The sequence below is a fragment of the Epibacterium ulvae genome (assembly GCF_900102795.1).
GTDB classification, from domain to species: Bacteria; Pseudomonadota; Alphaproteobacteria; order Rhodobacterales; family Rhodobacteraceae; genus Epibacterium; species Epibacterium ulvae.
This window is the reverse complement of record NZ_FMWG01000006.1, coordinates 175,536-202,316: the sequence shown is the minus strand read 5'-3', so window position 1 is coordinate 202,316 and position 26,781 is coordinate 175,536. Positions and strand designations below refer to the sequence as shown.

The window sequence follows — 26,781 nt, the reverse complement described above, 5'->3', positions numbered from 1 at the left end:
CGCATCACCGGTCAGAACGCAGCTTTGGAGCGAAATTTCAGGCTCTCGCTGCTATCTGGGTGTTTGATCCGCAATTCTTCGGAATGTAGCATCATACGGGGGTGGTCTAAGGCCTCCCCCGTCGCATAAAGCGGATCGCCAAGAATGGCGTGCCCAAGCGACAGCATATGCACCCGCAACTGATGTGACCGTCCGGTGTGCGGTGTTAGGCGCACGCGTGTCTCGCCCTCACCATATTTCACAACTTTCCAATCTGTCACCGCAGGTTTGCCCGTTTCATGGCATACTTTTTGCAGGGGACGATTGGGCCAATCTACAATAAGTGGCAGATCAACAGTCCCGGACCGCGGCTCTAACTGCCCTTCAATCCGGGCAACATAGGCTTTTTGGGTCGTGCGTTTTTCAAATTGCATCGACAGATGGCGCTGCGCATGAGCGCTAAGCGCAAAAATCATCACCCCCGAGGTATCCCGGTCCAGACGGTGCACCAAAAGCGCCTCAGGAAAGGCGGCCTGCACGCGCGAGATCAGGCAATCTGACAAATGTTCTCCCCGGCCCGGCACACTAAGCAGCCCTGCAGGTTTATTGACCACCAAAATTTCGGCGTCGTGGTGCAGGATATCAAGCGGGTCTTGTGGTGGAGAATAGGTATCAGAAAGCATCATGCCGCCTGCCTAGCTGCTGGGCTCGCAGGGGGCAAGCGTGTTCACCCCTTCGCAACAGGACGGCGCATTTGCGAGATCATCGAGACCGTATAGATCACCAGCCCCAGCCAGATCAAAGGAAAGGCCACCCAGCGCGCACCGCTGAACTCTTCTTTGAACACCAACACCGCAGTCAGGAATATCATTGTCGGCGCGATATATTGCAAAACACCAATCGTCGACAGGCGCACCAGTTTCGCGCCATTGGCATAAACGATCAAAGGCACCGCAGTCACCAGACCGCATCCCATCAGTAAAATGGTGTTAGACAGGCTTTCGGTAAAATGCCCCGCGCCTGTTGCGGACAAATAGACAAGATAACCCAAAGCCGGAGGCGTCAGGATCAACACTTCCAACAAGAACCCCTGATTGGGGCCAACCGGCAAAGACTTTTTCGCCAAGGCATAAAAGCCCCAACTAATGGTCAAAACAATCGACACCCAGGGCAAGGTGCCAGCATCGATGGTCAAAATGACCACTGCCAGCGCCGCAAACCCAATTGCAACCTTTTGCGCCTTGGTCAGTTTCTCCCCCAGAACCAAAGCTGCAAGCGCAATACTGAACAAGGGGTTGATATAATACCCTAAGGCCGCATCTAAGGCACGCCCAGCGCTAATGGCCCAGACATAGGTGCCCCAGTTTAAGGAAATCAGCGCTGCCGTCACACAGCCCATCAACAAAGTACGCGGCGTGCGCAACGCAGCCCGCAGATCATTGGTGCGACGCAACACAATCAATACAGCCGCCGCAACTGGCACGGACCATAGGATGCGGTGCACCACAACTTCAGCGGCGGGAACATGTGCCAGAGCCTTCATATAAAGCGGTAAAAATCCCCATAATACATAGGCTGTTATTGCCAGAACCAAGCCTTTCGGCGTGTCCTGATCTTCGCGCTTTACTTGATCCATGTGTGGTCTCCTCATCTGTTCATAGAGGAGGCCCACGCAGAGAAAAATGTATTTTCTGTGCAAAGGGATATCACAATTTCTGATATCCCTTTGACGGTATTACCGATCAGACTTTGACCCGTTCAGATTTCGGATCATACATCGGTTTCAAAGACACCTCAGCGGCGACCCGCGTCCCCATGACGTCCAGTTCATAGGTTGAGGCCAGAACATCCGCCGCTTTCTCTCCCGCACATGGCACGTAGCCAAGACCGATCGCCGCACCAAGCGTATGACCATAGTTGCCCGAAGTAAGGTACCCCACAACCTCACCATCTCGCAGAATAGGTTCGTTGTGATACAAAAGCGGCTCAGGATCGGTCAGCTTGAACTGGAGAAGCCGGTTCTGTGGCCCGCTTTCCTTGCGTGCAGCCACAGCGGCGCGGCCAATAAAATCGCTGCCCTTGTCCACTTTCACCGCAAAGCCAAGGCCTGCATCCACCACATGGTCTTCACAGGTGATATCGTGCCCGAAATGGCGATAACCCTTCTCGATCCGCGCAGAATCCATCATATGCAGACCACAAAGTTTCAGGTCCAGATCTTGGCCCGCTTCCATCAGGGTTTCGAACACATGGCCCGCCATATCGGTGGACGCATAAATCTCCCACCCTAATTCCCCGACGTAAGTCACACGATGCGCCCGGGCAAGCCCCATGCCAATCTCGATCTCTTGCGCGGTTCCAAATGGATTACCCGCATTCGTGAAATTATTTGGCGAGACTTTTTCCAGCAGTTTTCGTGAATTCGGCCCCATGATGGCCATGACGGCTTCACCGGCGGTCACATCCGTAATGACGACGTTGAAAGCCCCCTTGTTGCGCATCATCCAGGTTTGATCCGCAAGGCGCGTAGCTGCAGGTGTCACCACCAGATAGGCGGTTTCAGACAGGCGTGTCACGGTTACATCTGCCTCGATACCTCCGGTGTGGTTCAGGAACTGCGTGTAAACGATTTTGCCCACGGGAACGGAATAATCCCCGCCCCCGATGTAATTCATAAACGCCTCGGCCTCAGGGCCTTCTACGCGGATTTTGCCAAAGGATGACATGTCATAAAGGCCGACATTTTCCCGGATCGCGCGATGCTCGGCAGCTGAATTTTCAAACCAATTCTGACGTTTCCACGTATAGTGATATTCACGTTCCTGTTCTGGGTTGGCAAACCAGTTGGCACGTTCCCAGCCTGCGAATTCTCCCATGACAGCACCCTGTTCAAGCAGGTGATGATGCAAGGGAGATCTGCGTACGCCGCGCGCGGTCTCTTTTTGTTTGTAGGGAAAGTGGTCTTTAAACAGCAATCCAAGCGTCTCTTTGGAGCGTTCATATAGGTATTTCTTGTTGCCCTGAAACGGCTGCATCCGCGAGATATCAACATCGCCCAAGTCAAAAGGTTTCGCGCCGCTGTCCATCCATTCAGCCAAGGCCATCCCTGCACCACCGGCAGATTGAATACCGATCGAGTTAAAGCCAGCCGCAACCCAGAAATTATCCAACTCAGGTGCCAGACCCAGATGATACGCATCATCCGGCGTGAACGATTCAGGTCCGTTGAAAAACGTATGAATCCCTGCTTCTGCCAACAAAGGCAAACGCTCTACCGCTTTTTCAAGAATCGGTTCAAAGTGGTCGAAATCTTCTGGCAATTGATCAAATTCAAAATCATTTGGGATACCATCCATCGCCCAGGGCTTGGCCTCAGGCTCAAAGGCCCCCAAAAGGATCTTGCCTGCATCCTCTTTATAATAGGCGTATTCATCAGGCACACGCAGCACCGGTAGCTGTGTCAGACCATCGATATTTTCGGTCACAATATAAAAATGCTCACAGGCCTGCAGCGGCACATTGGCCCCCGCCATTTTGCCGACCGCTTGCCCCCACATGCCGGCACAGTTGACGACCATATCACACGCGATCTGGCCGCTTTGGCTGCCATCATCCGATTGCCAATCAACGCCAACAACCTTGCGACCCTCTTTAGCAACGCCTGTCACTTTGATGCGCTCTTTGATCAATGCACCGCGCTGACGCGCACCTTTGGCAAGGGCCAGCGCAATATTGGCAGGATCCCCCTGCCCGTCTTTGGGCAAGTATACTGCGCCTTTCACACCCTCAAGATTGATATGTGGATACAGCTCTTGTACGCGCGTGTTCGAGATTTCTTCAACCTCAACCCCAAAGGCACGGGCCATCGCTGCCTGACGGTAAATCTCTTCTTTGCGCTCCTCGGTCAGCGCAACGGTGATCGAGCCACAGCGCTTAAAGCCGGTTGCAACACCGGTTTCTTCTTCAAGTGTGCCGTATAATTCTTGGCTGTACTTGGCAAGTTTGGTCATGTTCTTCGTCGCACGCAATTGCGCAATCAGACCGGCTGCATGCCATGTTGTGCCTGAAGTCAGCTGTTTGCGTTCCAGCAAAACAACATCTTCCCAGCCCAGTTTTGTAAGGTGATAGGCCACCGAACAACCGATTACGCCACCGCCGATAATTACAACGCGCGCTTTGTTTGGCAGATCAGACATAGAAAGAAGCTCCCCGATTCATTTGCCATAAGATGTCAGAAAGTGAGCCGCTAAAATGTACGAAATCCGTCAACTTTGGCGGCTAACCAGTATTTTTACCTGCACGACGGGTTTTACGCAGGCTGCTGGGCGTGACCCCGAAAAAGCTTTTGTAAAGGCCCGAAAACCCGTTGGCGAACCCACAAGCCATGCCCACTTCTCCCACGCTCAGCGTGGTGTTGAGTAGTAGATTATTCGCGCGATGCAGTCGGATTTCACGGTAAAACGTGTTTGGGGATTTCCCCAGATAGGCTTTGAATTTGCGCTCTAAGGATCGGGGCGAAATACCAAGTCTTGCCACAAGATCCCCAATCGGCAATGGATCTTCGATGTTTTCCTGCATCATTCGGATGCAGCGGTCCAGATCCTGATCACACGTCAAAGAGGATTGCTGCGCCATACTGGGCTGTAGCGTGCTCAGATCGCGCACCGTTTCATGGAGCAGCACGTTTGAGACTGTCATCTGCACTGGGGCGGAAAGAAGTTGCCCAATCAAAGACAGCACAAGATCAACCGTGGACTCCATTCCCGCAGAGGTCACTACAGAGCCATTGTCAGAAGCCAAGGCCCCCGCAGTATCAAAGCGGCCATACTGCTCTTGCAGAATTGTGGAGTTTTCCCAATGGGTCGAAAGCCCCTCTTCGGCATCACTTTCGCTAATATATCGCGTCGCAGCTTCGGCCAGCAAATACACTTTGCTGCCTGCAAACCGATAACGCCGCAACACCTCAGCCACGGACAACGCTGGATTGGCTGGATCGGAATTTCCAAGCACAAACAGAAAATCTGCGCTTGGAGTTACAGGAATAGTCTGCGTGTCGACCATCACCCCGCAATCGTTGCGCCGAACTCCCCCACCCTCGGCCAGAAACGACCAGCTAAAAAGGTGATTTGCAACCGTCCGGTTGCAAATTCTCAGGGTATCGGTAATGGCAGCCAGCTCCGAAAGGACAAATCCATCACATAAAATGATATCAATGTGCCATCTGGTGTTCGAAGCTTGCTCTACCACAGTCGTCGTCCAGTTCAGGCCCGCAAACGGGCATTTTCTGCATCCCACAAGGGTGCATCATCTTGCACCACTGCAGGATAGGTCGCACCGTAGATCTCCACCTCTAACTTGGTGCCCGGAACCGCAAGATCTGCTCTCACAACGCCCAGCGCAATGGATTTGTTCACCCGATAGCCAAAGTTGCCAGATGTGGTTTCCCCGACGATTTCTCCGTCTTTGAGGATAGACGCCATATAGGGAGCATCCGCCTCACCTGCATCCACGACCAAGGTCACAAACCCTTTCTTGGAGCCCGTGTCCGCCTCGGCCTGCAGCGCGGATTTGCCAGGAAAATCTTGCTCTTTGGCCAGTTTGACAAATCGACCCAACCCGCCTTCAAACAAGGTGTAATCAGTCGAAAGATCCCCTTTCCAAGTGCGATACCCTTTTTCGATCCGCATGGAATCCAGTGCAAACATGCCAAAGGGCGTCGCCCCTGCTGCACGCAGCGCAGTGTAAACCTCAGCTGCATCAGAAGTTGCAACATGCACCTCCCAGCCCAACTCCCCAACAAAGGACACCCGCGCCAGCAAAGCAGATTTGCCTGCGACCTTACCATTTTGCAGGCTCAGCCATCCCATAGACAGATCCGCCTCTGAAATCTGATCAAGCAATTCGCGGGATTTTGGTCCTGTGACCAGCATAGACGTCCACTCTTTGGAAACATCTTTCAGCTCTAGGCTATCAGGCAATTTGCGCCACAACAGTTCAAAATCGTGCCACTGCGCGACCGCTGCGGTCATCAGTGTAAAGTCGTCCTCACCGTGACGGATACAAGACATCTCAGTCACGATCCGGCCGCGCTTATCTGCAAAGTAGATCAGGTTCATACGGCCCGCTTTGGGCAACGCGCCCGCAACCTGCGTGCGTAGCCATTCCGCGGCCCCTGCGCCTTTCAGAGTGTAGCGAGAAAAGCCGCACATATCGATGACCCCGACGCCATCGCGCACTGCTTCCACTTCTTCTTTGACACGGGCCGTCCAAGGACCATTGCGGTTCCAGGTTTCAGTGGCCGCCTCTGACGTATCGTCGCCCTCTTTCGCGAACCAATTCGCACGCTCCCAACCGTTATAGGCACCCATCTGGCCGCCATCCGCAACAAGACGGTCGTGATTGGGTGACAGTTTCTTATCCCGTGCCGCAGGCCATTCGTGATGCGGGAAATGCATCGCATACTCATGACCATAGGTTTCCAGCGCTTTGTTCAGGCAGAAATCGAAATCCGCATGTTCCGTGTAGCGACGGCTGTCCACCGCCCACATGTCCCATTCGGTCTCGCCTTCAGTGATCCATTCCGCCATGACTTTACCAGCGCCGCCCGCTTGCACGATGCCAAAGGTAAAGCTGTGTGCTTCAAACGCATTTTTGACGCCGGGCATTGGACCCATTAGGGGCAAACCATCTGGTGCATAAGGAATCGGACCATTGATCACGCGACCAACACCTTGGGTGCCAAGCAACGGCACCCGTGCCATGGCGTCTTCAATGTACCACTCCAAACGATCAAGATCATCCGGGTACAATTGGAATGAAAAATCTTCAGGCATCGGGTCCTGCGGTGTCACCCAATGCGCTTTGCAGTTGCGCTCATAAGGGCCAAGATTCAAACCATGTTTGTCCTGACGCAGATAATATGAACTGTCTACATCCCGCACCATCGGCAGTTTGCGACCATTTTCTTTGGTCCAAGCTTCGATTTCGGGGATTTCGTCGGTGAGGAAATACTGGTGCGACATGACCGTCAAAGGCACATCGCGTCCGCCATAAGGCTTGAACCATTCACCAACACGCTTGGCATAATAGCCCGCACAGTTGACGACGAATTCACATTTGATATCGCCTTTGTCTGTGTGCACAACCCATTCATCGCCGTCACGCGACACACCCGTTGCAGGACAGAACCGTTGGATATTTGCGCCAAGGTCCCGCGCACCTTTTGCCATCGCCTGCGTCAACTGCGCCGGATCAATATCGCCATCCAGCGGATCCCAAAGCACACCCTCCAGATCATGGGTTTCCATGAAAGGGTAATAATCCAGCGCCTCTTTGGGCGTCATCATTTCCATTTCAAGACCTTGATAGCGCGCCATTGACGCCACGCGCTCAAACTCTTGCATACGCTCTTTGGTATGGCCCAGACGCAGCGCACCGGTGACGTGATAGTTCATTGGATAATCAACATCGTCGGCCAAGGTACGGTACATCTCAAGAGAGTAGCGCTGCATATTCATCACGGCCCAAGAGGCCGAGAAGTTCGGGCAATTCCCTGCAGCATGCCAGGTCGATCCCGCTGTCAGTTCATTTTTCTCAAGCAGGACACAATCGCTCCATCCGGCCTTGGCCAAATGATACAGCGTAGACACACCAATGGCGCCACCGCCAATAATCACCACCCGTGCAGTGCTGGGAAATTCCGACATATTTCTACCCTTGCTTTATATCAGTCAGGACACCGGTTCATTAAAACCAGTAGATCAATAGACGGGTGGAGCGATCACCCAGATCACCACAGCCCGTTCCTCGTGAGGGTTGGCCCAGCGATAGGCTTCTCCCCGAATGCGAAAACTGTCCCCAACCCCCACCGAAAACGCACGATCGCCGATTTCAAGATCAAGCTGCCCTGACAGAACATAGCCAACCTCTTGGGTTGGACGCTTGATCCATTCAGTGATCCGCGCATGGGGGCGAAAGGTTGAATGCACCATCTCAAAATCATCGGTCAAATCTGGAGAAAGCAGCTCTTCGATCAGCCCTTCATCCCCCGAACCAAGCGGGCGGCGCGCCCCGGCGCGCACAATATAGCCAACCTCTTCGGCAGGGGCAGCAGAATGCGCAAACAGCATTGAAACCGGCACATCCAAACAGGCCGCAAGCTGACGCAAATCCGAGATGGAAGGTTCAGACAAATCTCGTTCAACCTGACTCAACCAACCAACCGAACGTTGCAGCCGCTCTGCGAGCTCTGCGAGCGTAAGCCCCCGTGCTTTGCGCAGCGATCGAATATCGGCGCCCAAAGTGTCTCGTTGATGGTTTTGTTGATTCACCGAAGACTTCCTCGTGAAATTTTTACTGTTATTTTCATGCATGATCTAGATTCGTGAAAATTTCAACGATAATTTCACATCCGCCATCAAATCACTGACCCAAGCGCAGTATTTTTCTGAAAAATGCCTCCTGAATATACTTGATGCTGACATTTACCTGACTAAAGTCAGGCAAATGTCAGCAGATCAAATTACCCGCATCCGAGATTTTAGCCGTGCCGTCGCAGTCGAAGTCGGCGCGTTAGAGGACTCGTTTTTGGATCGCGGACGCTCACTTGGTGCAGCCCGCGTCCTAAACGCAATTGGTATTGGCTATAAAAACCTGTCTGCTTTACGCAGCTTTCTACAGCTGGATTCGGGATTACTTAGCCGTTTGTTACGCGGCCTCGAAGACGAAGGCCTGATCGAAACCACAACACACCCAATGGACCGTCGCAGTCGTGTCTCCTCCCTCACAGAAAAGGGGAAACAAGAATTTGATCTATATGAAGCCCTTTCAAATGAACGCGCGGCAGGCATCTTAGCCCGACACAAAGACGCTCCCCGCCTTCTGCAGGCCATGGATGTGGTAACAATCACGCTGTCGCGCAAAGACATCGTTTTTGAAGAAGTGGATTACGCCTCAGCACCGGCCCAACACTGCCTGACCGCTTTTGCAGATGAGTTGAGCACACGCTTAAATCTGACGTTCGATCTCAAACAATCCGGCGACCCCGAGCTTGCCCAAATGAAGCCCCCTTTTGGAACCTTTCTTGTTGCGCGCCTGCAAGGCCGACCTCTTGGATGTGTCGGCGTAAAAGGAAGCGGTGGACCATGCGCAGAAATCAAACGCATGTGGATTGCTCCCTCTGCCCGCGGTCTGGGTCTTGCACGATCCATGATGACCGCAGCAGAAGAGGCTGCGCGCAGGCTCGGCATTCAAACGCTCCGACTAGATACCAATAGCACCCTGTTTGAAGCGGTCAGTCTTTATCAAAATATGGGTTGGCACCAAATTGAACGTTTCAATGCAGATCCCTACCCAGATCTGTTTTTTGAAAAACACCTCTGATCTGTCGACCTGTCGCTGCCACAGTGTTTTGAAGGATTTTACAAGCGTGCAAAAATCCGGGTGAGCAAACGCTCCATCTGATCTGCATCTTCTTGGGTAAAAGCCTCTGGCTGATTGCTATCGATATCAAAGACACCAATAACAGCGCCTGCCCCATTGCACACCGGCACAACAAGCTCAGACCGTGTACTGGTCGAGCACGCAATATGCCCGGGAAACGCCTCAACATCCGCCACCAACTGGGTCTCACCTATACGCGCGGCTGCGCCGCACACACCACGGGAAAACGGGATTTTCAAACAGCCATGACCACCCTGATACGGGCCGATTTTCAGAATTTCGGGCTCTGTTACACGGTAAAACCCGGTCCAATCAAACCGTGCATCACTGTGATGAATTTCACAGGCAAGCGTCGCCATCAGCGCGATCTCATCGGTTTCGCCTTCGGTCAGCGCATCAAGCGTTTTGTTCAGATCCTCGTAATCAACACGCATCTGGTTGCCTTTCTTTATTCTATCTCAGCAAGCGCTTATCCGACCCAGCCAAGCTGGACCGGTGATGCAGTGCTTTGCCACGAATCACAAGGGTCTAACCCGCGTCAACGCGCTCTATCGCAAGGGCTGTGCCTTCTCCCCCGCCAATACAGATCGCAGCGACCCCTCGTTTGAGCCCACGTGCTTCAAGCGCGTTCAGCAAGGTCACGATGATTCGTGCGCCAGAGGCCCCAATCGGATGGCCAAGCGCACAGGCACCACCATTTACATTCACAATATCACGAGAAATTTGCATCTCTCGCATAAAGGCCATGGGAACAACGGCAAAGGCCTCGTTGATCTCCCACAGATCCACATCCGCAACGGTCCACCCCACGCGATCCAGTAACTTTTGCGCCGCAGGCACAGGGGCTGTGGTGAACAATCCCGGAGCCTGCGCATGGCTGGCATAGCCCAGAATACGCGCACGCTTTTTCAAATTCTGCGCCTCCGCCACGTCATCGGACGCCAGAACCAATGCTGCGGCCCCATCTGAAATGGACGACGCATTGGCCGCTGTCACAGTCCCATCTTTTCGAAACGCGGGACGCAATTGTGGAATTTTTTCTGGCCGTGCTGCGCCCGGTTGCTCATCTTCTGAGATCTCAATCGAACCTGTGCGGTTTTTTACAACAACGGATGCGATCTCAGCGTGAAAGGCACCGCTCTCCTGTGCTGCGCACGCATTTGCCAAGGACCGTAGCGCATAAGCATCCTGCGCCGCACGGGAAAATTGATAGGTTTCGGCACAGTCTTCGGCGAATGTGCCCATCAGGCGGCCCTTGTCATAGGCGTCCTCCAAACCGTCCAAAAACATATGGTCGACCACCTCACCATGGCCAAGCCGGGCGCCACTCCGCATCTTGGGCAATACGTATGGTGCATTTGTCATGCTTTCCATGCCGCCAGCGACAATGACATCAGCTTGCCCCAACGCGATCTGATCAAAAGCCATCATCGCGGCTTTCATACCAGATCCACACATTTTATTGAGCGTTGTTGCCGGAACTTCCTCACCCAGCCCAGCGGCGAAACCAGCCTGTCGCGCCGGGGCCTGCCCTTGCCCAGCAGGTAAAACACAGCCCATCAAAACTTCATCGACCTTGTCAGCCTGCGCATTTTTCACCGCAGCCTTGATCGCGACACCGCCCAGTTCAGCGGCAGTTACGCCTGAGAAATCGCCCTGAAACCCTCCCATGGGTGTCCGAGCGGCCCCACATATTAAAACTTTCTTCATCTTTCCCTCCCCACAATTGATCAGGATTCACACGGAATAGTAAGCTTTTGGTCTTAGGTATGAAGCCTGACCTAGACCAACGGATAAGAATATGACCTTGACCAGTACTGACATTGAGGGCGCTCAAATCGTCACTGTAAACGCCGAGCGGATCGACGCTGCTATGGCTATTCAATTTAAAGATGACATGCGCGCCCAAACCGAAGATGGCCCATCACGTGTGATCCTAGACCTTTCACAAGTCAAATTCATCGATTCAAGCGGTCTTGGTGCCATCGTCGCCGCTATGAAACAACTGGGCAGCGGGCGCCAACTTGATCTGGCCGGCCTAACACCTGTGGTTGATAAAGTATTTCGACTCACACGCATGGATACAGTCTTCAAACTTTATGCTACCCTAGATGATGCGACCTCTGTTGCGCCTGCCCAGACTTGATTTAACCGCGCTTATTCTACGAGATACTCCATGGTTGAAACATTCGCCTGCTCGTTCACGGCTACAGAATTAGAGGCCCGATCCGGGATCTCTGCTGTTGTGGACCAACTGCGGGGCCTTGGCATGCCGCAAGCACGGGTCGACGAGGTTCAGATCGTTCTTGCGGAAGCTGTAAACAATGTGGTCGAACATGCTTACGCAGGCCATGCCCCCGGCGACGTCAATATCCATTGCAATCTGGCTGCGGACCATCTCACGATATATGTGCGTGATGCCGGTGTCCCATTGCCAGATCATCAGCTACCTTCAGGCACACCGCAGGATCTGTCCGGACCAATAGATACCCTTCCCGAGGGAGGCTTTGGATGGTTGCTCATCCGGGAACTGACCAGTGACATCCAATACGAACGCAGCGAAGGTCACAACAACCTGCAGCTCAGCTTTGAAATCCAGGTCACTCAGAAATAGTCCCTCCGCTTTGTTTCTGATGGCAACAGGTTAGCGCATCTCTCGTTCAGATGTGGGTTTGACCTTGCGTCAATATCGACAATCCGTACCCTGTCTGTCTTGCTACGCCCGATAAAGCAAAGGAACACAGGTATGCGCGATTTTCACCTCCCCGGCCGATCTGCCACTTGGGCTCAGAACGGTATATGCGCAACCTCTCACCCTCTCGCGGCCCAAACTGCCATCGACATTTTAAAACGCGGTGGCAATGCGATGGATGCAGCGATCGCCGGTGCCGTTTTATTGGGAATTTGCGAACCTCAAATGACCGGGATCGGCGGCGATTGCTTTGTTCTCTATACAAAAGCAGGCCATCCTGAAATTCATGCCTACAACGGCTCGGGCCTTGCAGCGGCTGCTGCCTCAGCCGACACATTGCGCGCAAAAGGTCTAACCAGCGTGCCTGTGAACAGTGCCCACGCTGTGACTGTTCCCGGCGCTGTGGACGCGTTTTGCCACCTTGCAACACAAGAAGGCCGCTTAGGTCTAGATGCGATTCTGGCACCAGCCATTCATTACGCGGAAACTGGTGTGCCAGTCGCGCCGCGTGTTGCCTTTGATTGGCACAACGACGCGAATATTCTGCAAGGTTCAGCACGCGATACCTATCTGATCAAAGGGCGCGCCCCCAAAACAGGTGAGATCTTTCGCGCACCCAAACAGGCCGATGTGCTGCGCCGCATCGCACGCGAGGGTCGGGATGCGTTTTATACCGGTGAAGTCGCCGAAGACATGCTGGCCGCCCTAAACGCCGCAGGTGGCGTCCACAGTGCAGCCGACTTTGCAGCCACCAAAGGCATGGCCACCACTCCGATTTCCGGCACGTACAACGATATTGATCTGGTCGAACATCCGCCAAATGGTCAGGGCGCGACTGCGATTCTCTTGATGAACATCCTGAAACATTTTGACATCGCAAGCCTCGATCCGCTTGGAGCACAGCGTATTCATATCGAGGCCGAAGCAACCAAACTGGCCTATGATGCACGCAATCGGTTGCTGGCAGACCCGGATCACACCCATCGCCTTGCCCATATGCTGGCCCCGGAAACAGCGGCACGCCTTGCGGCGTTGATTGACCCGACACGCGCAATGGAGGCCGCAGCGCCGCTTACAGAATCCGTTCACAAAGACACCGTTTATATTACGGTTGTTGACCGCGACGGGATGGCGGTCTCTTTGATCTATTCGATCTTCCATGGGTTTGGATCGGGCATTGCATCAGAAAAGTTTGGCATCTTGCTGCAAAATCGTGGGGCCGGCTTCACCCTAGAAGACGGTCATCCCAATGAATTGGGCGGGGGAAAACGCCCAATGCACACGATCATTCCCGGAATGCTGCGTCAGGATAAAAAGGTCATCCTACCCTTCGGTGTCATGGGCGGAGCGTATCAATCAACAGGCCATGCCCGATTGGTTTCAAATCTCTATGATTTTGGCATGGACCTGCAAACCGCTATCGATGCCCCTCGCGCCTTTAACGATGCGGGTGACATGCGGGTTGAGCGTGGATATAGCGATCAGGTGCGTCAAGAACTGCAGGATCTGGGGCATCAGGTTTCGATCCCTGAAACTGCCATCGGCGGTGCGCAAGCGATTCGCATCCATGACAGCGGCGTGCTTGAAGGAGCCAGTGATCCACGCAAAGATGGCTGCGCCTTGGGCTACTGATGCGCCCAACAAACAAAGCGCGGCCTTCATAAAGCCGCGCTATTATCATCAGTTCATTTGATATTGCAGGGCATAAGCTGCGCCATCAAAATTTCCGAATATGTCTTTTACATCAGGGTGTTCAATCGGTTCGCCAGAGTTGTCAGCAACCAAATTCTGTTCCGAAACATAAGCGACATAAAAGCTTTGCTCGTTTTCGGCCAGAAGATGATAAAACGGCTGTTCCTTGGTGGGGCGACTGTTTTCTGGAATGGCCTGATACCATTCTTCAGTATTGGAAAATTCAGGATCGACATCGAACACAACGCCCCGAAACGGGTGTTTGCGATGACGGACAACCTGTCCTAATTTATATTTTGCATGTGTTCTGAGCATGTGATCTCTTACTTTCGTATGTAAATAATACGTCAACTCACTCTGAAAAGTCCAATTCTAGTCACATTTTAGTAAGGAAACAGTTTGTGCCCATGGGCGGGACAGTGCCGATGCCCAGACATACGGCAAGCAATCGCTCAAAAGTGGTTCCTATCTTTGCCTGATCAGGTAAACTGCCAAAAACCCAAAAAGGGCAGGCAAATGAGCAGAGTTTTTTGTACCATGATTTTGGTGCTGTTGGTTGCATCCTGCGGTGGAAGCAGCACGCCACCACGTAATCTTGACAATGCATGCAGCATTGTCACGCAACGCCCCGAATACCTGAAAGCCTTTCGCGCAACAGAGCGCAAGTGGGGACTTCCGATCCATGTGCAGATGGCGACGATTCATCAGGAAAGCAGCTTTAGATCCAACGCGCGCACCCCTCATAAATACCTCTTGGGCGTCATCCCCAACGGCCGTGTTTCCAGCGCGTTTGGCTACAGTCAGGCTCTGGACGGCACCTGGGATGACTACCGCGCTGCAACCGGACGGCGCGGCGCGCGACGTGATCGCATTCGTGATGCCACCGATTTTATGGGCTGGTATATGACCCAAACACAAGAGCGCAATGGCGTCTCTTTGTATGACGCGCGCAATCAGTATTTGGCCTATCACGAAGGGCACAGTGGCTATGCCCGCGGCAGTTACCGCTCTAAAGCCTGGTTGCTGAATGTGGCAAGCCGCGTCGAAAGCCGCGCCCAGACCTATCAAACCCAATTGGCAACCTGCCGCCGCGCCCGATGATCAAAAAAGCCCGCAACAACAGTGCGGGCTTTTAATTTTCTTATCGATCTTCAAAACGACTTGGCGCGGTGAAGAGATCGCGGTCCAGCTTCATGCCTGTTTGCAAAGGCCCCAGCTGAATACGCGTTTGCCCGCCAACATCATCATAAATCACCCATTCGCGTAGGGCGACCGGGTCAGATGTGAACATAAATTCAATACTGCCGTACTCTGGGTTTTTAGGATCCTGCGCCCGTACACGGGTCGCAGTGCCGTCAAAACTATGTCCGACAACCATATTGGCTGCGCTCAGATTCACCTTGCGGGCCAACAAGACAGACAGCGGCGTGCGACGCAGGGGATAGGTTTCCGGCGCTTGGTTCGATTTCGGATCGATGATCAAAACCGCACCATTTGTGGCCATGACAATGCCAGAATGGGGCGCATCATATTCAAACCGCATCTTACCAGGGCGCGAGACATACAAGATCCCAGTCGCCTGACTGCCATCATCGTTTGTTTGCACAAAGCGCGCCGCAGCCGTTTTGATCCCATTCAAATGGTCCGACAACACGGGCAGGCTCAATTGTTCAGCCGCGTGGGCAATCGGAGCACAGACCGCCAGCGCGGCCGCAAAAAAGAACTGTTTCATAGCACTCTACATATGCGCCCCATCAGGAAATGAAAGCCCATCGGCTTATTCCTGCTCAGGCACCAAAATCTCACGTTTGCCAACATGGTTGGCTGGCGAAACCAGCCCATTGTCTTCCATCTGCTCCACCAGGCGCGCTGCCTTGTTATAGCCAATCGCCAACTTGCGCTGAATGTAAGAGGTCGAACATTTGCGATCTTTGATCACAATGGCCACCGCAGAATCATAAAGCGCATCTTCGCCATTTGTGTTGCCGCCGGTGCTAAGCCCCAAAACCGCATCAATATTATCAGCCTTGTCTTCGCCGGGGCCATCCACCACACCGCCCACATATTCGGGCGGGCCAAATTGCTTAAGATGGTTCACCACCTCTTCAACTTCTTCATCCGAAACAAATGGACCATGGCAGCGGGTGACTTTGCCGCCACCAGCCATATAAAGCATGTCCCCCATGCCCAAAAGCTGTTCAGCCCCCATCTCGCCAAGGATCGTGCGGCTGTCGATCTTTGAGGTCACCTGGAAGGAAATCCGAGTTGGGAAGTTGGCCTTGATCGTGCCGGTAATCACATCAACCGAAGGACGCTGTGTCGCCATGATCAGGTGGATACCCGACGCCCGCGCCATCTGTGCAAGGCGCTGAATACAGGCTTCAATCTCTTTCCCCGCGACCATCATCAGATCCGCCATTTCGTCAACGACAACCACGATATAGGGCAGCACTTCTGGTGCGAATTCTTCCGTTTCAAACACCGGTTCGCCAGTGTCATCGTCAAATCCGGTCTGCACCGTACGGCTAAACATTTCGCCCTTGGCCAGCGCTTCTTTTACACGACCATTGTAACCGCCGATATTACGCACGCCCATTTTGGACATTTTGCGATAGCGATCTTCCATTTCGCCGACGACCCATTTCAAAGCCACCACAGCCTTTTTCGGATCTGTCACAACAGGGGACAACAGATGTGGAATACCGTCATAAACCGAAAGTTCCAGCATCTTAGGATCAATCATAATCAGGCGACATTCATCCGGCGTCAGCTTGTACAACAGTGACAGGATCATCGTGTTGATCGCAACTGACTTACCAGAACCAGTGGTCCCCGCGATCAAGAGGTGAGGCATCTTAGCGAGGTTCGCGACCACAGAATCACCGCCAATGTCTTTGCCCAGCGCCAAAGGCAGCGCGTGGTTGCCATCGCCAAAGTCACGCCCACCCAGAATTTCGCGCAAAACAACCGTCTCGCGTTTTTCATTGGGCAATTCGATCCCAATCACCGAACGCCCCGGCACGGTGGAAACCCGCGCCGATAAAGCCGACATGGACCGCGCGATATCATCCGCCAGACCAATCACACGGCTCGCCTTCAAACCTGGTGCTGGCTCCAGCTCATACAGCGTCACAACAGGGCCCGGACGTACCGAGACGATCTCCCCTTTGACGCCATAATCATCCAGCACGCTTTCCAGCATGCGCGCGTTCTCTTCCAATGCATCATCGCTCAGATGGAACCTTTCCACATTGTCGGGACTGGTCAGCAAATTCAAAGGTGGCAGTTCAAAACTGTCGTCACCCGGCGCAAAAGCCAGATTTGGCTGCGCTTCGGCTTTTGCCCTCTCAGAAGGTTCAGGCAGTTTGCGCACGGTATTTTGTACGACCACTTTTTTACGAGGTTCAGCAGTGGGCAAAGGTACCACATTGGCTGCAGGTGCAGCTTGCGCGACCAGTGGAGACGGGGCTGGTGCCTCCACTGGCATATCAGGTGTTTCTGTATAAACTTCGGGTTCTGCATAAACCTCATCTGGCACAACCTCTGCTGTCTCTTCAAAGGCCGCAGGTTCTGCGTAATCTGCTGTTAATGGTGGCTCTGCCCGCATCTCTCCCTCAGCAGGGTTAAAAATCAACGGCGCAGGGCGGCGACCTCTGCCCTTTGTCAGCGGTAGGTTCGGATCTTCTTCTGGTGGAATATCAGCGGCACGGCGCACTCGCACTGCATTAGCGATCTTGGCAGAGATGCGTTCATCCCCTTCCAGATCATCATAAAACTCTTCTTGTGACTCAGGCACATCCACTGAAGGTTCAACAACTGGATCAGCACGACGCATCAAACCCGGCATGCGTGACAGCAACCCACCTTTTGAAGGTGCCGGCGCATCAGCCTCTTCATCATAGTAAGGTTCATCATCAATCAGTTCAGCCTCAGCAGCCAGCGTCTGTGCCTCAGCAAAAGCGCGCTCTTCGGCAATCCGTTCCTGACGCTGCATATGATAACTGCGCGCTGCCTGAACACTGCTAGAAGCTCCGCGCCCCAGCAGCGTTGCAATCGCACCATAGGTCATGATCACGCCAACCAGCAGGAACCGCGCATATCTTTTGACGTCAGCCGCGGTAAAGCCCAACACAAACAGACCCAACACCAGCATTCCAACTGCCATCGCAACAGAAAGCATCTTAAGCGCAAGATGAGAGCTGATCGGAAGAATATTCAGCAACACACCTAAAACAGTGTCTCCAAACAGCCCCCCTAGGCCAAAACTATGGGTCGCACGCCATTCTGCGCCTGGAACCAAAGTAGAGGCATAAACCGAACACAAGGCAACCGCTATGGGCGCAATAGCAAGACGCGGGAACGCGCGGTCCGCTTCCCAATGCAATAAAAACCGTACGCCCCACACCAGCAACACCACGGCAATAGCCCAGCCTCCCCAGCCTGCAACCATAAACAAGGGTGCAGCAATAGACGCGCCTGAACGACCCAGCCAATTTTGAACAGGGGCATCCGTTGACACCATCCAATTGGGGTCTTCAGGCGTGTAAGAGGCAATCATTGCCGTCGCCAAAATACTCAACCCAATCAGCACAAGGCCCAAAAGCTCTCGCCCTCGTTTTTCAAGGGCGGCCTGTGTGCTGCTGTCCAACAACGGATTGCGGCTTCTCGACTGAAATGCCATGTCTACCTCGGTTTGTTCCAAAGCAACCCTGCCTCTTTTGTCGGGCAAGTGTCACCTTTTATGCTCTTTTGTTTTTGGCCTTGGCCCAGATGAGGCCACAGGCAAATCTTAAATTTAGTCCGCGTACAGGCATTCGCGCAGCGCCATCAAAGCACGGCGCGTGTCTGCTGCAGGGGCAACCAGTGCAACGCGAATGTACCCGTGGCCGGGGTTCTCATCCCCCTCTCCCTGCGCCAGATAAGCGCCGGGCAACACCCGGACCCCAGTTTCAAGCCAAAGCTTAAGCGTCGCCTCTTCACCATTTTCCACAGGCAACCAAAGGAAGAATCCCGCTTCGGGTGACATATAGCCGTCCAACCCGGCAAAGACTTCATCCGCGATGGTAAATTTCTCTTGGTAAAGCGCGCGGTTTTCCACCACATGCACCTCATCCTGCCAGACCTTTACCGCCGCAGCCTGCAACGGCGCTGGCAGCGGAGAACCGGAGTAAGAGCGCAGCTGTTTCATCCGCCGAATCGTATCCGGGCCGCCTGCAACAAATCCAGATCTCAGGCCCGCAAGGTTTGATCGTTTTGACAGTGAATTGAACAAGGTCACGCGCTCAGGGTTCACACCCATTTCCTGTGCCACGGTCAAAGCGCCAAGTGGAGGCGTCTCGCGGTAGATCTCAGAATAACATTCATCAGCAAAAATGCGGAAATCATGTTTTTCCGCCAAAGCAATCAGGGTCTGCCAGTATTCACGGCTGGCAACGGCTCCCTGTGGATTGGCCGGAGAGCAGATATAAGCAATCGCAGTACGGTCCAGCACCTCTGCGGGCAGGCCAGCATAATCCGGCAAATGCCCCGTTTCAGACGTCGCGGCCACAAAATAGGGCTCTGCAGCAACAGAGAGCGCCGCCACCATATAGACCTGATAAAATGGATTGGGGATCAAAACGATGGGTTTGGCACCATTTTTCTGCTCAGGGCAAAGCGCCATCGCCGCATTATACAGACCTTCGCGCGTGCCATTCAGTGCCAAAAGCTGCGTCGCGGGATCAATAGATACACCATAGCGTTGCTGAACCCACTGGGAAATGGCCGCCCGCAAAGCATCTGTGCCTTCGTTGACGGGATAACCTTTAAACCCCTGTGCATTCGCCACAATTTCATCCACCACCCATGTTGGGAAGTCATGTTTGGGCGCGCCAATCGTCAAATCAATCACTTCACCACCGGGGGTGTGATGGTCCAACAGCTCACGCAGGCGCGGGAACGCGTATGACGGCAGGTTCGCAAACCGCTCAGGAGTATTCATTGCAAAGGCCTCTGCTTCGGAGTCGTTTTCGCTCCGTTTGGAACTAGGCTACAGAGGCCTCGCACAGAAATCCAGCACCCCGTGGGATTGCAGGCAGGAAATGTGTTTTTCACGCCAAAGCAGTTTCAACCGCAGCGCCCACACGCAACAAAGCTTCTTCCCCAGCCCCCGAACCAAAGATCTGTAAACCGCAACTTGCAGTCCCCGTTGGCAGACTCAGCGCAGACAGCCCCATCAGATTGGCAATTCGGGTATTGCGCAACGCCAGAAGGTTGGCTTTTACGTAGTAAGCGTGATCCGACTGCAAGCGGTCCAAATTTGGTGGCAAAATGGGCGCCGTGGGCGACAGAACCCCATCAAAACCTGCCACAGCTTCAGCCCAGATGCGGCGCAAGTCCATCAAACGATCCCATCCCGCGACGTAATCCGCGCCAGAATGCGTCTTGCCAATGCGAAACCGTTCAAGGATCTCAGGGAACATGCGATCTGGCGCGGCTTCGATCTGGTCTTTCCACAAGCCATAAGCCTCAGTTGTGAACAAAAGCGCGCTCAACCCCATCGCCTCGGTCAGATCCGGCACCTCAAGCGGGACAATCTCTGCCCCGCTCTGGCGCAAGCGCTGCATCATCTCGGCATGAACCGCCGCAACAGTGGGGTCCAGATCCTCCTGTGCGACCGTCTGTAAATCTGCAAACCGCAGGCCCACCAGATCACACCCGCGCAAATCAATCGGCTTTCGTCCTTCTAAAACAGCAAGGTAGAGGGCTGCATCTTCTACACTGCGGGTCAAAGGGCCAACCGTGTCGAACTGTTTGCACAGGGGGACGACCCCATCGATGCTGATCCGACCCGCAGTGGTTTTCAGCCCCACCAGATCATTCCAGGCGGCCGGAATGCGCACAGATCCTCCGGTATCCGATCCAATCCCACAGGCGGCCAAATCAAACGCAACCGAGGCTCCAGCCCCCGAAGATGACCCCCCCGGAACCGCGCCGGCATCATTCACACAAGGCGGCGTTGCTTTGACGGGGTTTAGTCCTAAGCCAGAAAAGGCCAGCTCGCTCATCTGGGTTTTGCCCAGACAGACTGTCCCCATCATGGTTGCGATGCGCAACACGCGGGCATCCTGATCCGGGATACGTCCTTTTAACAGGTTTGTTCCCGCCTCAGTCACAGTTCCCGCGCTGTCAAACAGATCTTTCCAGCTGATCGGCACCCCATCGACCAAAGACAATCGCTGACCAGATTTAGCCCGACGTTCTGCAGCCTCAGCTTCCGCCAGCGCACGTTCATGGGTGACAACTGTGTAAATCTGATCCCGCAGCACATGTGCATCGATGGCTTCCAGATAGGTTTGTGTCAAAGCCACAGGAGATATCTCACCAGAGGCAATTCCACGCCCCAAGTTAGCCGCACGCATATTCAGCCAGTGTTCCATAAGATCTCCTGTGATGACGCAAATTTGCCCGTGGCGTCACCATGGCGCATGGACAAACCCGGCGACAACCGCATATTGCATCTCATGACCCAAACTTCTGACATTCTGATCGTAGGTGGTGGCCTGAATGGTCCGGTTCTGGCGCTGGCCCTGGCACAAACAGGACACAGTGTCACGGTGGTGGATGCCTTGCCCCAAGACACCCGTGCCGCTGCCAATTTTGACGGACGCGGCTATGCACTGGCCTTGGCATCACAACGGATGCTTGCGCAAATTGGCCTTTGGAATGCGCTGGCTGAACATGCGCAGCCGATGAATGAAATCAAAGTGACAGATGGTCAGGTCGGCCAAGGCCCCTCGCCGTTCTTTCTGCATTTCGATCACAGTGAAATCGAAACCGGCCCGATGGGCTACATGGTCGAAGATCGTTATCTGCGGCGCGCCCTTTTGTCCGCACTTGAGAAGAATGAAAACATCACTGTTTTGAACGAACGCCGCGTTGTGGCCCAGACAACCAGTCTGGATCATGTTGAGGTCACACTCGACACCGGCGACACATTGCAGGCACGCCTTTTGATTGGTGCAGATGGCCGTCGCAGCGGCACCGCCCAGCGTGCGGGCATCAAACGCACGGGCTGGGACTACAATCAAACCGCTCTGGTCTGCGCCATTGAACACGAGCTGCCTCATCAGGGCATCGCGCATCAGTTTTTTATGCCAGCAGGGCCCTTGGCAATTTTGCCGCTCACCGGCAATCGCGCCTCAATCGTGTGGAGCGAGCACAGCCAAACCGCACAAGACATCCAAGCGCTGGATGATGCCGGATACCTCAACGCCTTGCGGCCACGATTTGGGGATTTTCTGGGCGACATCAAGCTGGCAGGAGACCGCTTTACCTACCCATTGGGACTAACCGTCGCCAATAGCTTTGTGGCGCAACGCATTGCGCTGGTGGGAGACGCGGCCCATGGAATGCATCCCATCGCCGGGCAAGGATTAAATGCGGGGCTACGCGATGTCGCAGCCCTTGCTGAAGTCGTGACCGAAGCCACGCGGCGCGGCGAAGACCTTGGATCTCCCCTCGTGTTGGATCGCTATCAACAGTGGCGCCGCTTTGACACCGCGACATTGGTGGCGGCAACCGATGTGTTTAATAAGCTGTTTTCAAACAACAACCCATTGCTGCGCTTGGGGCGTGATCTTGGCATGGGGCTGGTCAATGCCATGCCCGGCGTGCGCCGCAACTTTATGCGGGAAGCGGCCGGGCTGACAGGGGATTTACCAAAACTCCTGCGCGGGCAGGAAATTTAGGCGCAGGATTACTCCAGCACGCGGGCCTCATCCACCAGCATCACAGGAATTCCATTGCGGATGGGAAATGCCAGATTGGCCGCCTTGGATACCAGCTCCTGCGCCGCTACATCATATTCCAGCAAACCTTGCGATTTCGGGCACACCAGCACCTCTAGCATGCGGCGATCAAAGGATGGGGCAGCGGTGTTTTCGCTCATTGCAGCGTTTCCTCTTCTGATCCGCCACGCAGGGCGAATTCAATCAATGTCGTCAGCGTTTCCCGCCTTGTCGTCAAACAGGGCGCTTCAAGCAAGGCCTGTTTGTCTTCAACCGGGAAATCCAGCAGCATGGAGAGCGAGTTAACCAACAGCTCATCCTCCGCATCCTGCAAAGATTCCCAATCTGTCGACAGGCTTTGTGCTGCTAAAAATCGCTGCAGCAATTGCAAAAACACATCGCGATTGAAACGGCTGTCAGTCTCCACACGGCCAAGGTCCCGTTCAAAGCCAGACCATCTGACTTCGCAGCGACGATAAGGAGTAAACCCGCTCACCTCTTGCACAATCCGAAAACGCGAAATACCCGAAAGCGTCACCATATAGCGCCCATCTTCGGTCTCCGAAAACTGCGTCACCCGGCCTGCACACCCAATCGTATACAGCCCATGTTCCGAAGCACGTTCGCAGGGTTGCACCATCCCAATGAGACGCCCTGGCGTTTTGAGCGCATCTTCAAGCATCTGCAGATAGCGCGGCTCAAAAATATGCAACGGCAAACGAGCCCGGGGCAACAACAGTGCTCCGGGCAAAGGAAAGACGGCAAGAGCGTCTGGGAGATCAGCGGCCTTAATCATGATAGTACCAAGTGTAGGGCACGCGACTGATTAGGCAAATATCAACGAGCTCAATTTACGGCGGCCATTCAATACCACCGGATCATTTGGCTTCAGCGCGTCAAAAATCGTGAACAACTGCGCTTTCGCCGCGCCATCATTCCACTCGCGATCTCGGCGGAACAGCTCCAGCAGTTCCTCCACAGCCGCTTCAGCCTCATCCGCTGCATGCAGTGCCTGCGCCAGATCAAAACGGGTTTGTAAATTGGCCGGATCCGCCTCAACCTGCGCGCGTAGCTCCGCCACAGGGCCTGCATTTTCAGCCTGACGTGCCAGCTCAATCTGGGCGCGCACCGCTTCAAGTTCTGCAGCATCAGAAATGGCTGCAGGGGCACCATTTAACACAGCCTCTGCCTGCTCTACATCCCCAAGTGCGATATGTGCCCGCGCAAGCCCAGCATAGGCGGCAGCACATGTGTCGTCTTCACCGATAATTGCGGCAAAGGTTTGCGCCGCATCGTCTGCCGCTCCCTCGGCCAGCATCTGCTCTGCCGCTTCCAGCGCATCAGACAGGCCGCCATCCGCAGAACCGCCCGCCGTTTCGATCAGCCGTGCAATAAAGGCATCCACTTCCGACGCAGGTTGTGCACCCTGGAACAGATCCACCGGACGCCCCTCATAAAACCCGACAACAGTTGGGATCGATTGCAACGGCAGCCCCTGCTGCGCCAGCGCGGCCGCCAATTGCTGATTTTCATCTACGTTGATCTTGGCAAGCGTTACAGCGCCTTTGGCTTTGGTCACCGCCGCTTCCAACATCGGTACCAGAGTTTTGCACGGACCACACCAGGGTGCCCAGAAATCCACGATCACCGGGGCCTTCATCGACGCATCCACAACATCCTGCATGAATGTTGCTTCTGTAACGTCTTTAATCAAATCACCAGCGGGCGCAGCGCTTTCACCACCACCTAGAATATCCATCATCTCACATCTCTCCCTTCAGAGCTTGCCCCCTATATGAAAGGACACGCTCCAGAAACCAAGAGGGTCTTGCACAAAAGGACAGGACATCGACGCCAGAACGCAACGCGCCGCGCGTCAGCGCGGCGCTTGGCCCAACCGGGCAAGCCCACAGGGCTGAGCGGATGGGAGTACCCCCCTCTTTTTGTCAAAGATCAAAGGTTGCAAAGACCGGCGCATGATCACTGGGCTTTTCCCACCCGCGCGCCGCGCGCAGAACCCGACTGGAATGGGCTGAACCTGCAATATCCTGCGTTGCCCAGACATGGTCCAACCGACGCCCCTTATCCGCCGCATCCCAATCCTTGGCGCGATAGCTCCACCAACTGTAAAGCTTGCCCTCTGTGATATCCTTGCGCGTCACATCCACCCAATTTCCGGCCTCTTGCACTGCCGCCAGATGCTCCACTTCTATCGGTGTGTGGCTAACAATCTTCAAAAGCTTTTTGTGATCCCAAACATCATCTTCACGCGGTGCAATGTTCAAATCCCCAACAAGAATCGACTTTTCAGGTGGGGTTGCGGCAAAATAATCCCGCATTTCAGTCAGATAATCCAACTTCTGACCAAACTTCTCATTGACTTCACGATCTGGCTTATCGCCCCCGGCTGGCACGTAAAAATTATGGATGGTCACACCATTCTCTAACCGCCCCGCGATATGGCGTGCATGGCCAAGGCTTGCGAAATCCTCACTGGCCACCTCCTCAATTGGCAAACGCGACAGGATCGCAACGCCGTTATACCCTTTCTGCCCCCGCGCTACGATGTGACGATATCCAAGCTCTGCAAACCCGTCCAATGGGATCTTGTCGACAGGAGATTTGGTTTCCTGCAAGCACAAGACATCCGGCGCCTCCGCTTGCATCAATTGCTGCACAATCGGCTCGCGCAAGCGCACCGAATTGATGTTCCAGGTGGCAAGAGTAAAGGTCATCAGCGCTCTCTCAAATATAGACATTTTGCGCGATATTGCCCGCAGGTGCCCTGCGACACCAGCCCGGACAAGAGATTTTGAACAGCACCCTTGTGAAAATATTGGATTTTACCCCTCCAAACGGTCTAAACTCTGCGACGTTATACTTGCTGAAAGACAGGCAAAGATGGGCACAGTTGTCGGGCGTCGTCCCGGACATCCCTATAAAAAGGCCTATGATTGGTGGCCGCCTCCACAGGGTTAACCCTGCGGGGTCTTTCCCCGTGCTCTCATCTATAGATATTCTCAGCAAGACCAGAGGCTTCATATTATGACCACTGCTGACCTGCGCGCCGATCAGGCTGCGCTGCACATCACCTTTGACAGCAACACCAGCGCCACGTTCCCCTATATATGGCTGCGAGACAACGACCCGGCTGGATTTCACCCCGACACACATGAACGCGTCACCGATCTCACCAGCATTTCTCTGGATGTGATGGCAAAGCGCGTGGAAACAGACTCTGATACGCTTTCGGTGTTCTGGGGTGATACCGACACCCCCACCGTGTTTGATATCAATTGGCTCAAAGCACATATTCCCGGACAGCCAAGCACAGATCCGGCGCGCACAGGCTTTGTCCATTGGCGCGCAGATATGGGCGCTGCAGCAATCCCACGGGCAAATGCAGATGAAATTCTCTCGAATGACGCAGCCCTGAAAGAATGGTTGGTGCGGACACAGCGATATGGCTATTCCATCGTCGAAGGCCTAGCAGACAGCACAGAGGCCGGTATGGACGTCGCGCGGCGCATCGGTTTTTTGCGGGAAACCAACTTTGGCGTCACCTTTGAAGTTCAATCCAAACCCAACCCCAACAATCTGGCCTATACCCCGATTGCACTCCCCCTGCACACGGACCTGACGAATCAGGAGCTGCCCCCCGGCTTTCAATTCCTGCATTGTCTCGCCAATGACGCTGTCGGAGGGGGGTCTTTGTTCTGTGACGGTTACGCCATCGCCGAGGATCTGCGCGCACAGGATCCAGACGCTTTTGAACTGCTCTCAACCGTCTCAATCCCATTTCGCTTTCACGACGAAGACTATGACATTCGGAGCCGTAAAAAAGTCATCAATCTGGATGAAAACGGTGACATTATCGAAATCTGTTTCAACGCGCATATTGCAGATGTTTTCGACCTCTCACCTGACATTATGGCGCGCTACTATCCCGCTTATCGCCAATTTATGATCATGACCCGGTCACAAGACTATCTGGTCACGCTCAAACTGAAAGGCGGGGAAATGGTCGTGTTTGACAATCGCCGCGTCTTGCATGGCCGCGAAGCCTTTGATCCACAAACAGGTTTCCGTCACCTGCACGGCTGCTATGTTGATCGTGGTGAATTTGAAAGCCGCCTGAGAAAGCTCAGCCGCGCGTAAATCAAATAAAAAGGGCCGGGCAGCTTGCCCGGCCAAGTCCAACAGGGAGGT

The 26,781-nt window shown here is 54.1% G+C and carries 24 protein-coding genes; 7 read left to right on the top strand and 17 right to left on the bottom strand.

The window, feature by feature from the left end; translation table 11 throughout:
- Positions 1-11: 11 nt before the first annotated feature.
- From BLP79_RS11495 to BLP79_RS11470, 6 genes are all read right to left on the bottom strand, one after another.
- Positions 12-665, bottom strand: a complete 654-nt coding sequence (locus tag BLP79_RS11495; protein ID WP_090219099.1) for an RluA family pseudouridine synthase — start codon at positions 663-665, stop codon at positions 12-14.
- Between the two features lie 41 nt (positions 666-706).
- Positions 707-1,615, bottom strand: coding sequence for an EamA family transporter RarD (gene rarD, locus BLP79_RS11490; protein WP_090219097.1), 909 nt, complete (start codon positions 1,613-1,615; stop codon positions 707-709).
- Between the two features lie 106 nt (positions 1,616-1,721).
- Complete coding sequence (locus BLP79_RS11485) at positions 1,722-4,175, bottom strand: GcvT family protein (RefSeq protein ID WP_090219095.1); 2,454 nt, start codon at positions 4,173-4,175, stop codon at positions 1,722-1,724.
- An 82-nt stretch (positions 4,176-4,257) separates the two neighbouring features.
- Positions 4,258-5,226: a GlxA family transcriptional regulator gene (locus BLP79_RS11480; RefSeq protein ID WP_232716438.1), complete on the bottom strand. Its 969-nt coding sequence runs from the start codon at positions 5,224-5,226 to the stop codon at positions 4,258-4,260.
- A 14-nt stretch (positions 5,227-5,240) separates the two neighbouring features.
- Complete coding sequence (locus BLP79_RS11475) at positions 5,241-7,685, bottom strand: GcvT family protein (RefSeq protein ID WP_090219094.1); 2,445 nt, start codon at positions 7,683-7,685, stop codon at positions 5,241-5,243.
- A gap of 54 nt (positions 7,686-7,739) precedes the next feature.
- Positions 7,740-8,309: a helix-turn-helix domain-containing protein gene (locus tag BLP79_RS11470; protein ID WP_232716436.1), complete on the bottom strand. Its 570-nt coding sequence runs from the start codon at positions 8,307-8,309 to the stop codon at positions 7,740-7,742.
- A gap of 175 nt (positions 8,310-8,484) precedes the next feature.
- On the opposite strand from BLP79_RS11470, the gene BLP79_RS11465 reads away from it, so the two are divergent.
- Positions 8,485-9,360, top strand: a complete 876-nt coding sequence (locus tag BLP79_RS11465) for a helix-turn-helix domain-containing GNAT family N-acetyltransferase (RefSeq protein ID WP_090219090.1) — start codon at positions 8,485-8,487, stop codon at positions 9,358-9,360.
- Between the two features lie 38 nt (positions 9,361-9,398).
- Here the strand turns inward: BLP79_RS11465 and BLP79_RS11460 are convergent, their stop codons facing one another.
- Together BLP79_RS11460 and BLP79_RS11455 are read right to left on the bottom strand one after the other, a co-directional pair.
- Positions 9,399-9,854 (bottom strand): GAF domain-containing protein, encoded by a 456-nt coding sequence (locus BLP79_RS11460; RefSeq protein ID WP_090219088.1) that lies wholly within the window; start codon positions 9,852-9,854, stop codon positions 9,399-9,401.
- A 94-nt stretch (positions 9,855-9,948) separates the two neighbouring features.
- A complete protein-coding gene (locus BLP79_RS11455; RefSeq protein WP_090219087.1) occupies positions 9,949-11,130 on the bottom strand; it encodes a thiolase family protein in 1,182 nt (393 codons plus the stop codon).
- Positions 11,131-11,221: 91 nt separating this feature from the next.
- On the opposite strand from BLP79_RS11455, the gene BLP79_RS11450 reads away from it, so the two are divergent.
- The 3 genes from BLP79_RS11450 to BLP79_RS11440 all read left to right on the top strand — a co-directional run bounded on the left by BLP79_RS11450 (position 11,222) and on the right by BLP79_RS11440 (position 13,744).
- Positions 11,222-11,566, top strand: coding sequence for an STAS domain-containing protein (locus BLP79_RS11450; protein WP_090219085.1), 345 nt, complete (start codon positions 11,222-11,224; stop codon positions 11,564-11,566).
- A 30-nt stretch (positions 11,567-11,596) separates the two neighbouring features.
- Positions 11,597-12,034: an ATP-binding protein gene (locus BLP79_RS11445; RefSeq protein WP_090219083.1), complete on the top strand. Its 438-nt coding sequence runs from the start codon at positions 11,597-11,599 to the stop codon at positions 12,032-12,034.
- A 132-nt stretch (positions 12,035-12,166) separates the two neighbouring features.
- Positions 12,167-13,744, top strand: a complete 1,578-nt coding sequence (locus BLP79_RS11440; protein WP_090219081.1) for a gamma-glutamyltransferase family protein — start codon at positions 12,167-12,169, stop codon at positions 13,742-13,744.
- A 48-nt stretch (positions 13,745-13,792) separates the two neighbouring features.
- Here BLP79_RS11440 and hspQ read toward each other — a convergent pair whose 3' ends face one another.
- Positions 13,793-14,119: a heat shock protein HspQ gene (gene hspQ / locus BLP79_RS11435; protein ID WP_090219080.1), complete on the bottom strand. Its 327-nt coding sequence runs from the start codon at positions 14,117-14,119 to the stop codon at positions 13,793-13,795.
- 201 nt (positions 14,120-14,320) lie between these two features.
- Here hspQ and BLP79_RS11430 point away from each other — a divergent pair, with 201 nt between their 5' ends.
- Positions 14,321-14,905 carry a transglycosylase SLT domain-containing protein gene (locus BLP79_RS11430; RefSeq protein WP_090219079.1) on the top strand — a complete coding sequence of 195 codons (585 nt, stop codon included), beginning with the start codon at positions 14,321-14,323 and terminating at the stop codon, positions 14,903-14,905.
- A 40-nt stretch (positions 14,906-14,945) separates the two neighbouring features.
- On the opposite strand, the gene BLP79_RS11425 is transcribed toward BLP79_RS11430, so the two are convergent.
- From BLP79_RS11425 to BLP79_RS11410, 4 genes are all read right to left on the bottom strand, one after another.
- On the bottom strand, positions 14,946-15,536 hold the full coding sequence (locus tag BLP79_RS11425; protein WP_090219076.1) for a LolA family protein: 591 nt from the start codon (positions 15,534-15,536) through the stop codon (positions 14,946-14,948).
- Positions 15,537-15,581: 45 nt separating this feature from the next.
- A complete protein-coding gene (locus BLP79_RS11420; RefSeq protein ID WP_090219074.1) occupies positions 15,582-18,485 on the bottom strand; it encodes a DNA translocase FtsK in 2,904 nt (967 codons plus the stop codon).
- 114 nt (positions 18,486-18,599) lie between these two features.
- Entirely contained in the window at positions 18,600-19,784 is a 1,185-nt protein-coding gene (locus BLP79_RS11415; protein ID WP_090219073.1) for an aminotransferase class I/II-fold pyridoxal phosphate-dependent enzyme, read from the bottom strand.
- Between the two features lie 109 nt (positions 19,785-19,893).
- Positions 19,894-21,222, bottom strand: coding sequence for an amidase (locus tag BLP79_RS11410; protein ID WP_090219071.1), 1,329 nt, complete (start codon positions 21,220-21,222; stop codon positions 19,894-19,896).
- 84 nt (positions 21,223-21,306) lie between these two features.
- Between BLP79_RS11410 and BLP79_RS11405 the strand changes: the two genes are divergently transcribed.
- On the top strand, positions 21,307-22,533 hold the full coding sequence (locus BLP79_RS11405) for an FAD-dependent monooxygenase (protein ID WP_090219204.1): 1,227 nt from the start codon (positions 21,307-21,309) through the stop codon (positions 22,531-22,533).
- A gap of 8 nt (positions 22,534-22,541) precedes the next feature.
- On the opposite strand, the gene BLP79_RS11400 is transcribed toward BLP79_RS11405, so the two are convergent.
- The 4 genes from BLP79_RS11400 to BLP79_RS11385 all read right to left on the bottom strand — a co-directional run bounded on the left by BLP79_RS11400 (position 22,542) and on the right by BLP79_RS11385 (position 25,307).
- Positions 22,542-22,733, bottom strand: coding sequence for a Trm112 family protein (locus BLP79_RS11400; protein WP_090219069.1), 192 nt, complete (start codon positions 22,731-22,733; stop codon positions 22,542-22,544).
- On the bottom strand, positions 22,730-23,368 hold the full coding sequence (locus tag BLP79_RS11395) for an LON peptidase substrate-binding domain-containing protein (RefSeq protein WP_090219068.1): 639 nt from the start codon (positions 23,366-23,368) through the stop codon (positions 22,730-22,732). The genes BLP79_RS11400 and BLP79_RS11395 overlap by 4 nt, the downstream gene beginning before the upstream one ends.
- 30 nt (positions 23,369-23,398) lie before the next feature.
- Positions 23,399-24,334: a tetratricopeptide repeat protein gene (locus tag BLP79_RS11390; RefSeq protein ID WP_090219066.1), complete on the bottom strand. Its 936-nt coding sequence runs from the start codon at positions 24,332-24,334 to the stop codon at positions 23,399-23,401.
- A gap of 184 nt (positions 24,335-24,518) precedes the next feature.
- Positions 24,519-25,307: an exodeoxyribonuclease III gene (locus BLP79_RS11385; protein ID WP_090219065.1), complete on the bottom strand. Its 789-nt coding sequence runs from the start codon at positions 25,305-25,307 to the stop codon at positions 24,519-24,521.
- A 310-nt stretch (positions 25,308-25,617) separates the two neighbouring features.
- Between BLP79_RS11385 and BLP79_RS11380 the strand changes: the two genes are divergently transcribed.
- Positions 25,618-26,730, top strand: a complete 1,113-nt coding sequence (locus BLP79_RS11380; protein ID WP_090219063.1) for a TauD/TfdA family dioxygenase — start codon at positions 25,618-25,620, stop codon at positions 26,728-26,730.
- The last annotated feature ends 51 nt before the right edge of the window (positions 26,731-26,781 follow it).

Bases quoted from the DNA above. Each gene is read 5' to 3' on its own strand.
- BLP79_RS11495 (WP_090219099.1), bottom strand. From the start codon at position 665: ATGATGCTTTCTGATACCTATTCTCCACCACAAGACCCGCTTGATATC.
- rarD (WP_090219097.1), bottom strand. From the start codon at position 1,615: ATGGATCAAGTAAAGCGCGAAGATCAGGACACGCCGAAAGGCTTGGTT.
- BLP79_RS11485 (WP_090219095.1), bottom strand. From the start codon at position 4,175: ATGTCTGATCTGCCAAACAAAGCGCGCGTTGTAATTATCGGCGGTGGC.
- BLP79_RS11475 (WP_090219094.1), bottom strand. From the start codon at position 7,685: ATGTCGGAATTTCCCAGCACTGCACGGGTGGTGATTATTGGCGGTGGC.
- BLP79_RS11465 (WP_090219090.1), top strand. From the start codon at position 8,485: ATGTCAGCAGATCAAATTACCCGCATCCGAGATTTTAGCCGTGCCGTC.
- BLP79_RS11460 (WP_090219088.1), bottom strand. From the start codon at position 9,854: ATGCGTGTTGATTACGAGGATCTGAACAAAACGCTTGATGCGCTGACC.
- BLP79_RS11455 (WP_090219087.1), bottom strand. From the start codon at position 11,130: ATGAAGAAAGTTTTAATATGTGGGGCCGCTCGGACACCCATGGGAGGG.
- BLP79_RS11450 (WP_090219085.1), top strand. From the start codon at position 11,222: ATGACCTTGACCAGTACTGACATTGAGGGCGCTCAAATCGTCACTGTA.
- BLP79_RS11445 (WP_090219083.1), top strand. From the start codon at position 11,597: ATGGTTGAAACATTCGCCTGCTCGTTCACGGCTACAGAATTAGAGGCC.
- BLP79_RS11440 (WP_090219081.1), top strand. From the start codon at position 12,167: ATGCGCGATTTTCACCTCCCCGGCCGATCTGCCACTTGGGCTCAGAAC.
- hspQ (WP_090219080.1), bottom strand. From the start codon at position 14,119: ATGCTCAGAACACATGCAAAATATAAATTAGGACAGGTTGTCCGTCAT.
- BLP79_RS11430 (WP_090219079.1), top strand. From the start codon at position 14,321: ATGAGCAGAGTTTTTTGTACCATGATTTTGGTGCTGTTGGTTGCATCC.
- BLP79_RS11425 (WP_090219076.1), bottom strand. From the start codon at position 15,536: ATGAAACAGTTCTTTTTTGCGGCCGCGCTGGCGGTCTGTGCTCCGATT.
- BLP79_RS11420 (WP_090219074.1), bottom strand. From the start codon at position 18,485: ATGGCATTTCAGTCGAGAAGCCGCAATCCGTTGTTGGACAGCAGCACA.
- BLP79_RS11415 (WP_090219073.1), bottom strand. From the start codon at position 19,784: ATGAATACTCCTGAGCGGTTTGCGAACCTGCCGTCATACGCGTTCCCG.
- BLP79_RS11410 (WP_090219071.1), bottom strand. From the start codon at position 21,222: ATGGAACACTGGCTGAATATGCGTGCGGCTAACTTGGGGCGTGGAATT.
- BLP79_RS11405 (WP_090219204.1), top strand. From the start codon at position 21,307: ATGACCCAAACTTCTGACATTCTGATCGTAGGTGGTGGCCTGAATGGT.
- BLP79_RS11400 (WP_090219069.1), bottom strand. From the start codon at position 22,733: ATGAGCGAAAACACCGCTGCCCCATCCTTTGATCGCCGCATGCTAGAG.
- BLP79_RS11395 (WP_090219068.1), bottom strand. From the start codon at position 23,368: ATGATTAAGGCCGCTGATCTCCCAGACGCTCTTGCCGTCTTTCCTTTG.
- BLP79_RS11390 (WP_090219066.1), bottom strand. From the start codon at position 24,334: ATGATGGATATTCTAGGTGGTGGTGAAAGCGCTGCGCCCGCTGGTGAT.
- BLP79_RS11385 (WP_090219065.1), bottom strand. From the start codon at position 25,307: ATGACCTTTACTCTTGCCACCTGGAACATCAATTCGGTGCGCTTGCGC.
- BLP79_RS11380 (WP_090219063.1), top strand. From the start codon at position 25,618: ATGACCACTGCTGACCTGCGCGCCGATCAGGCTGCGCTGCACATCACC.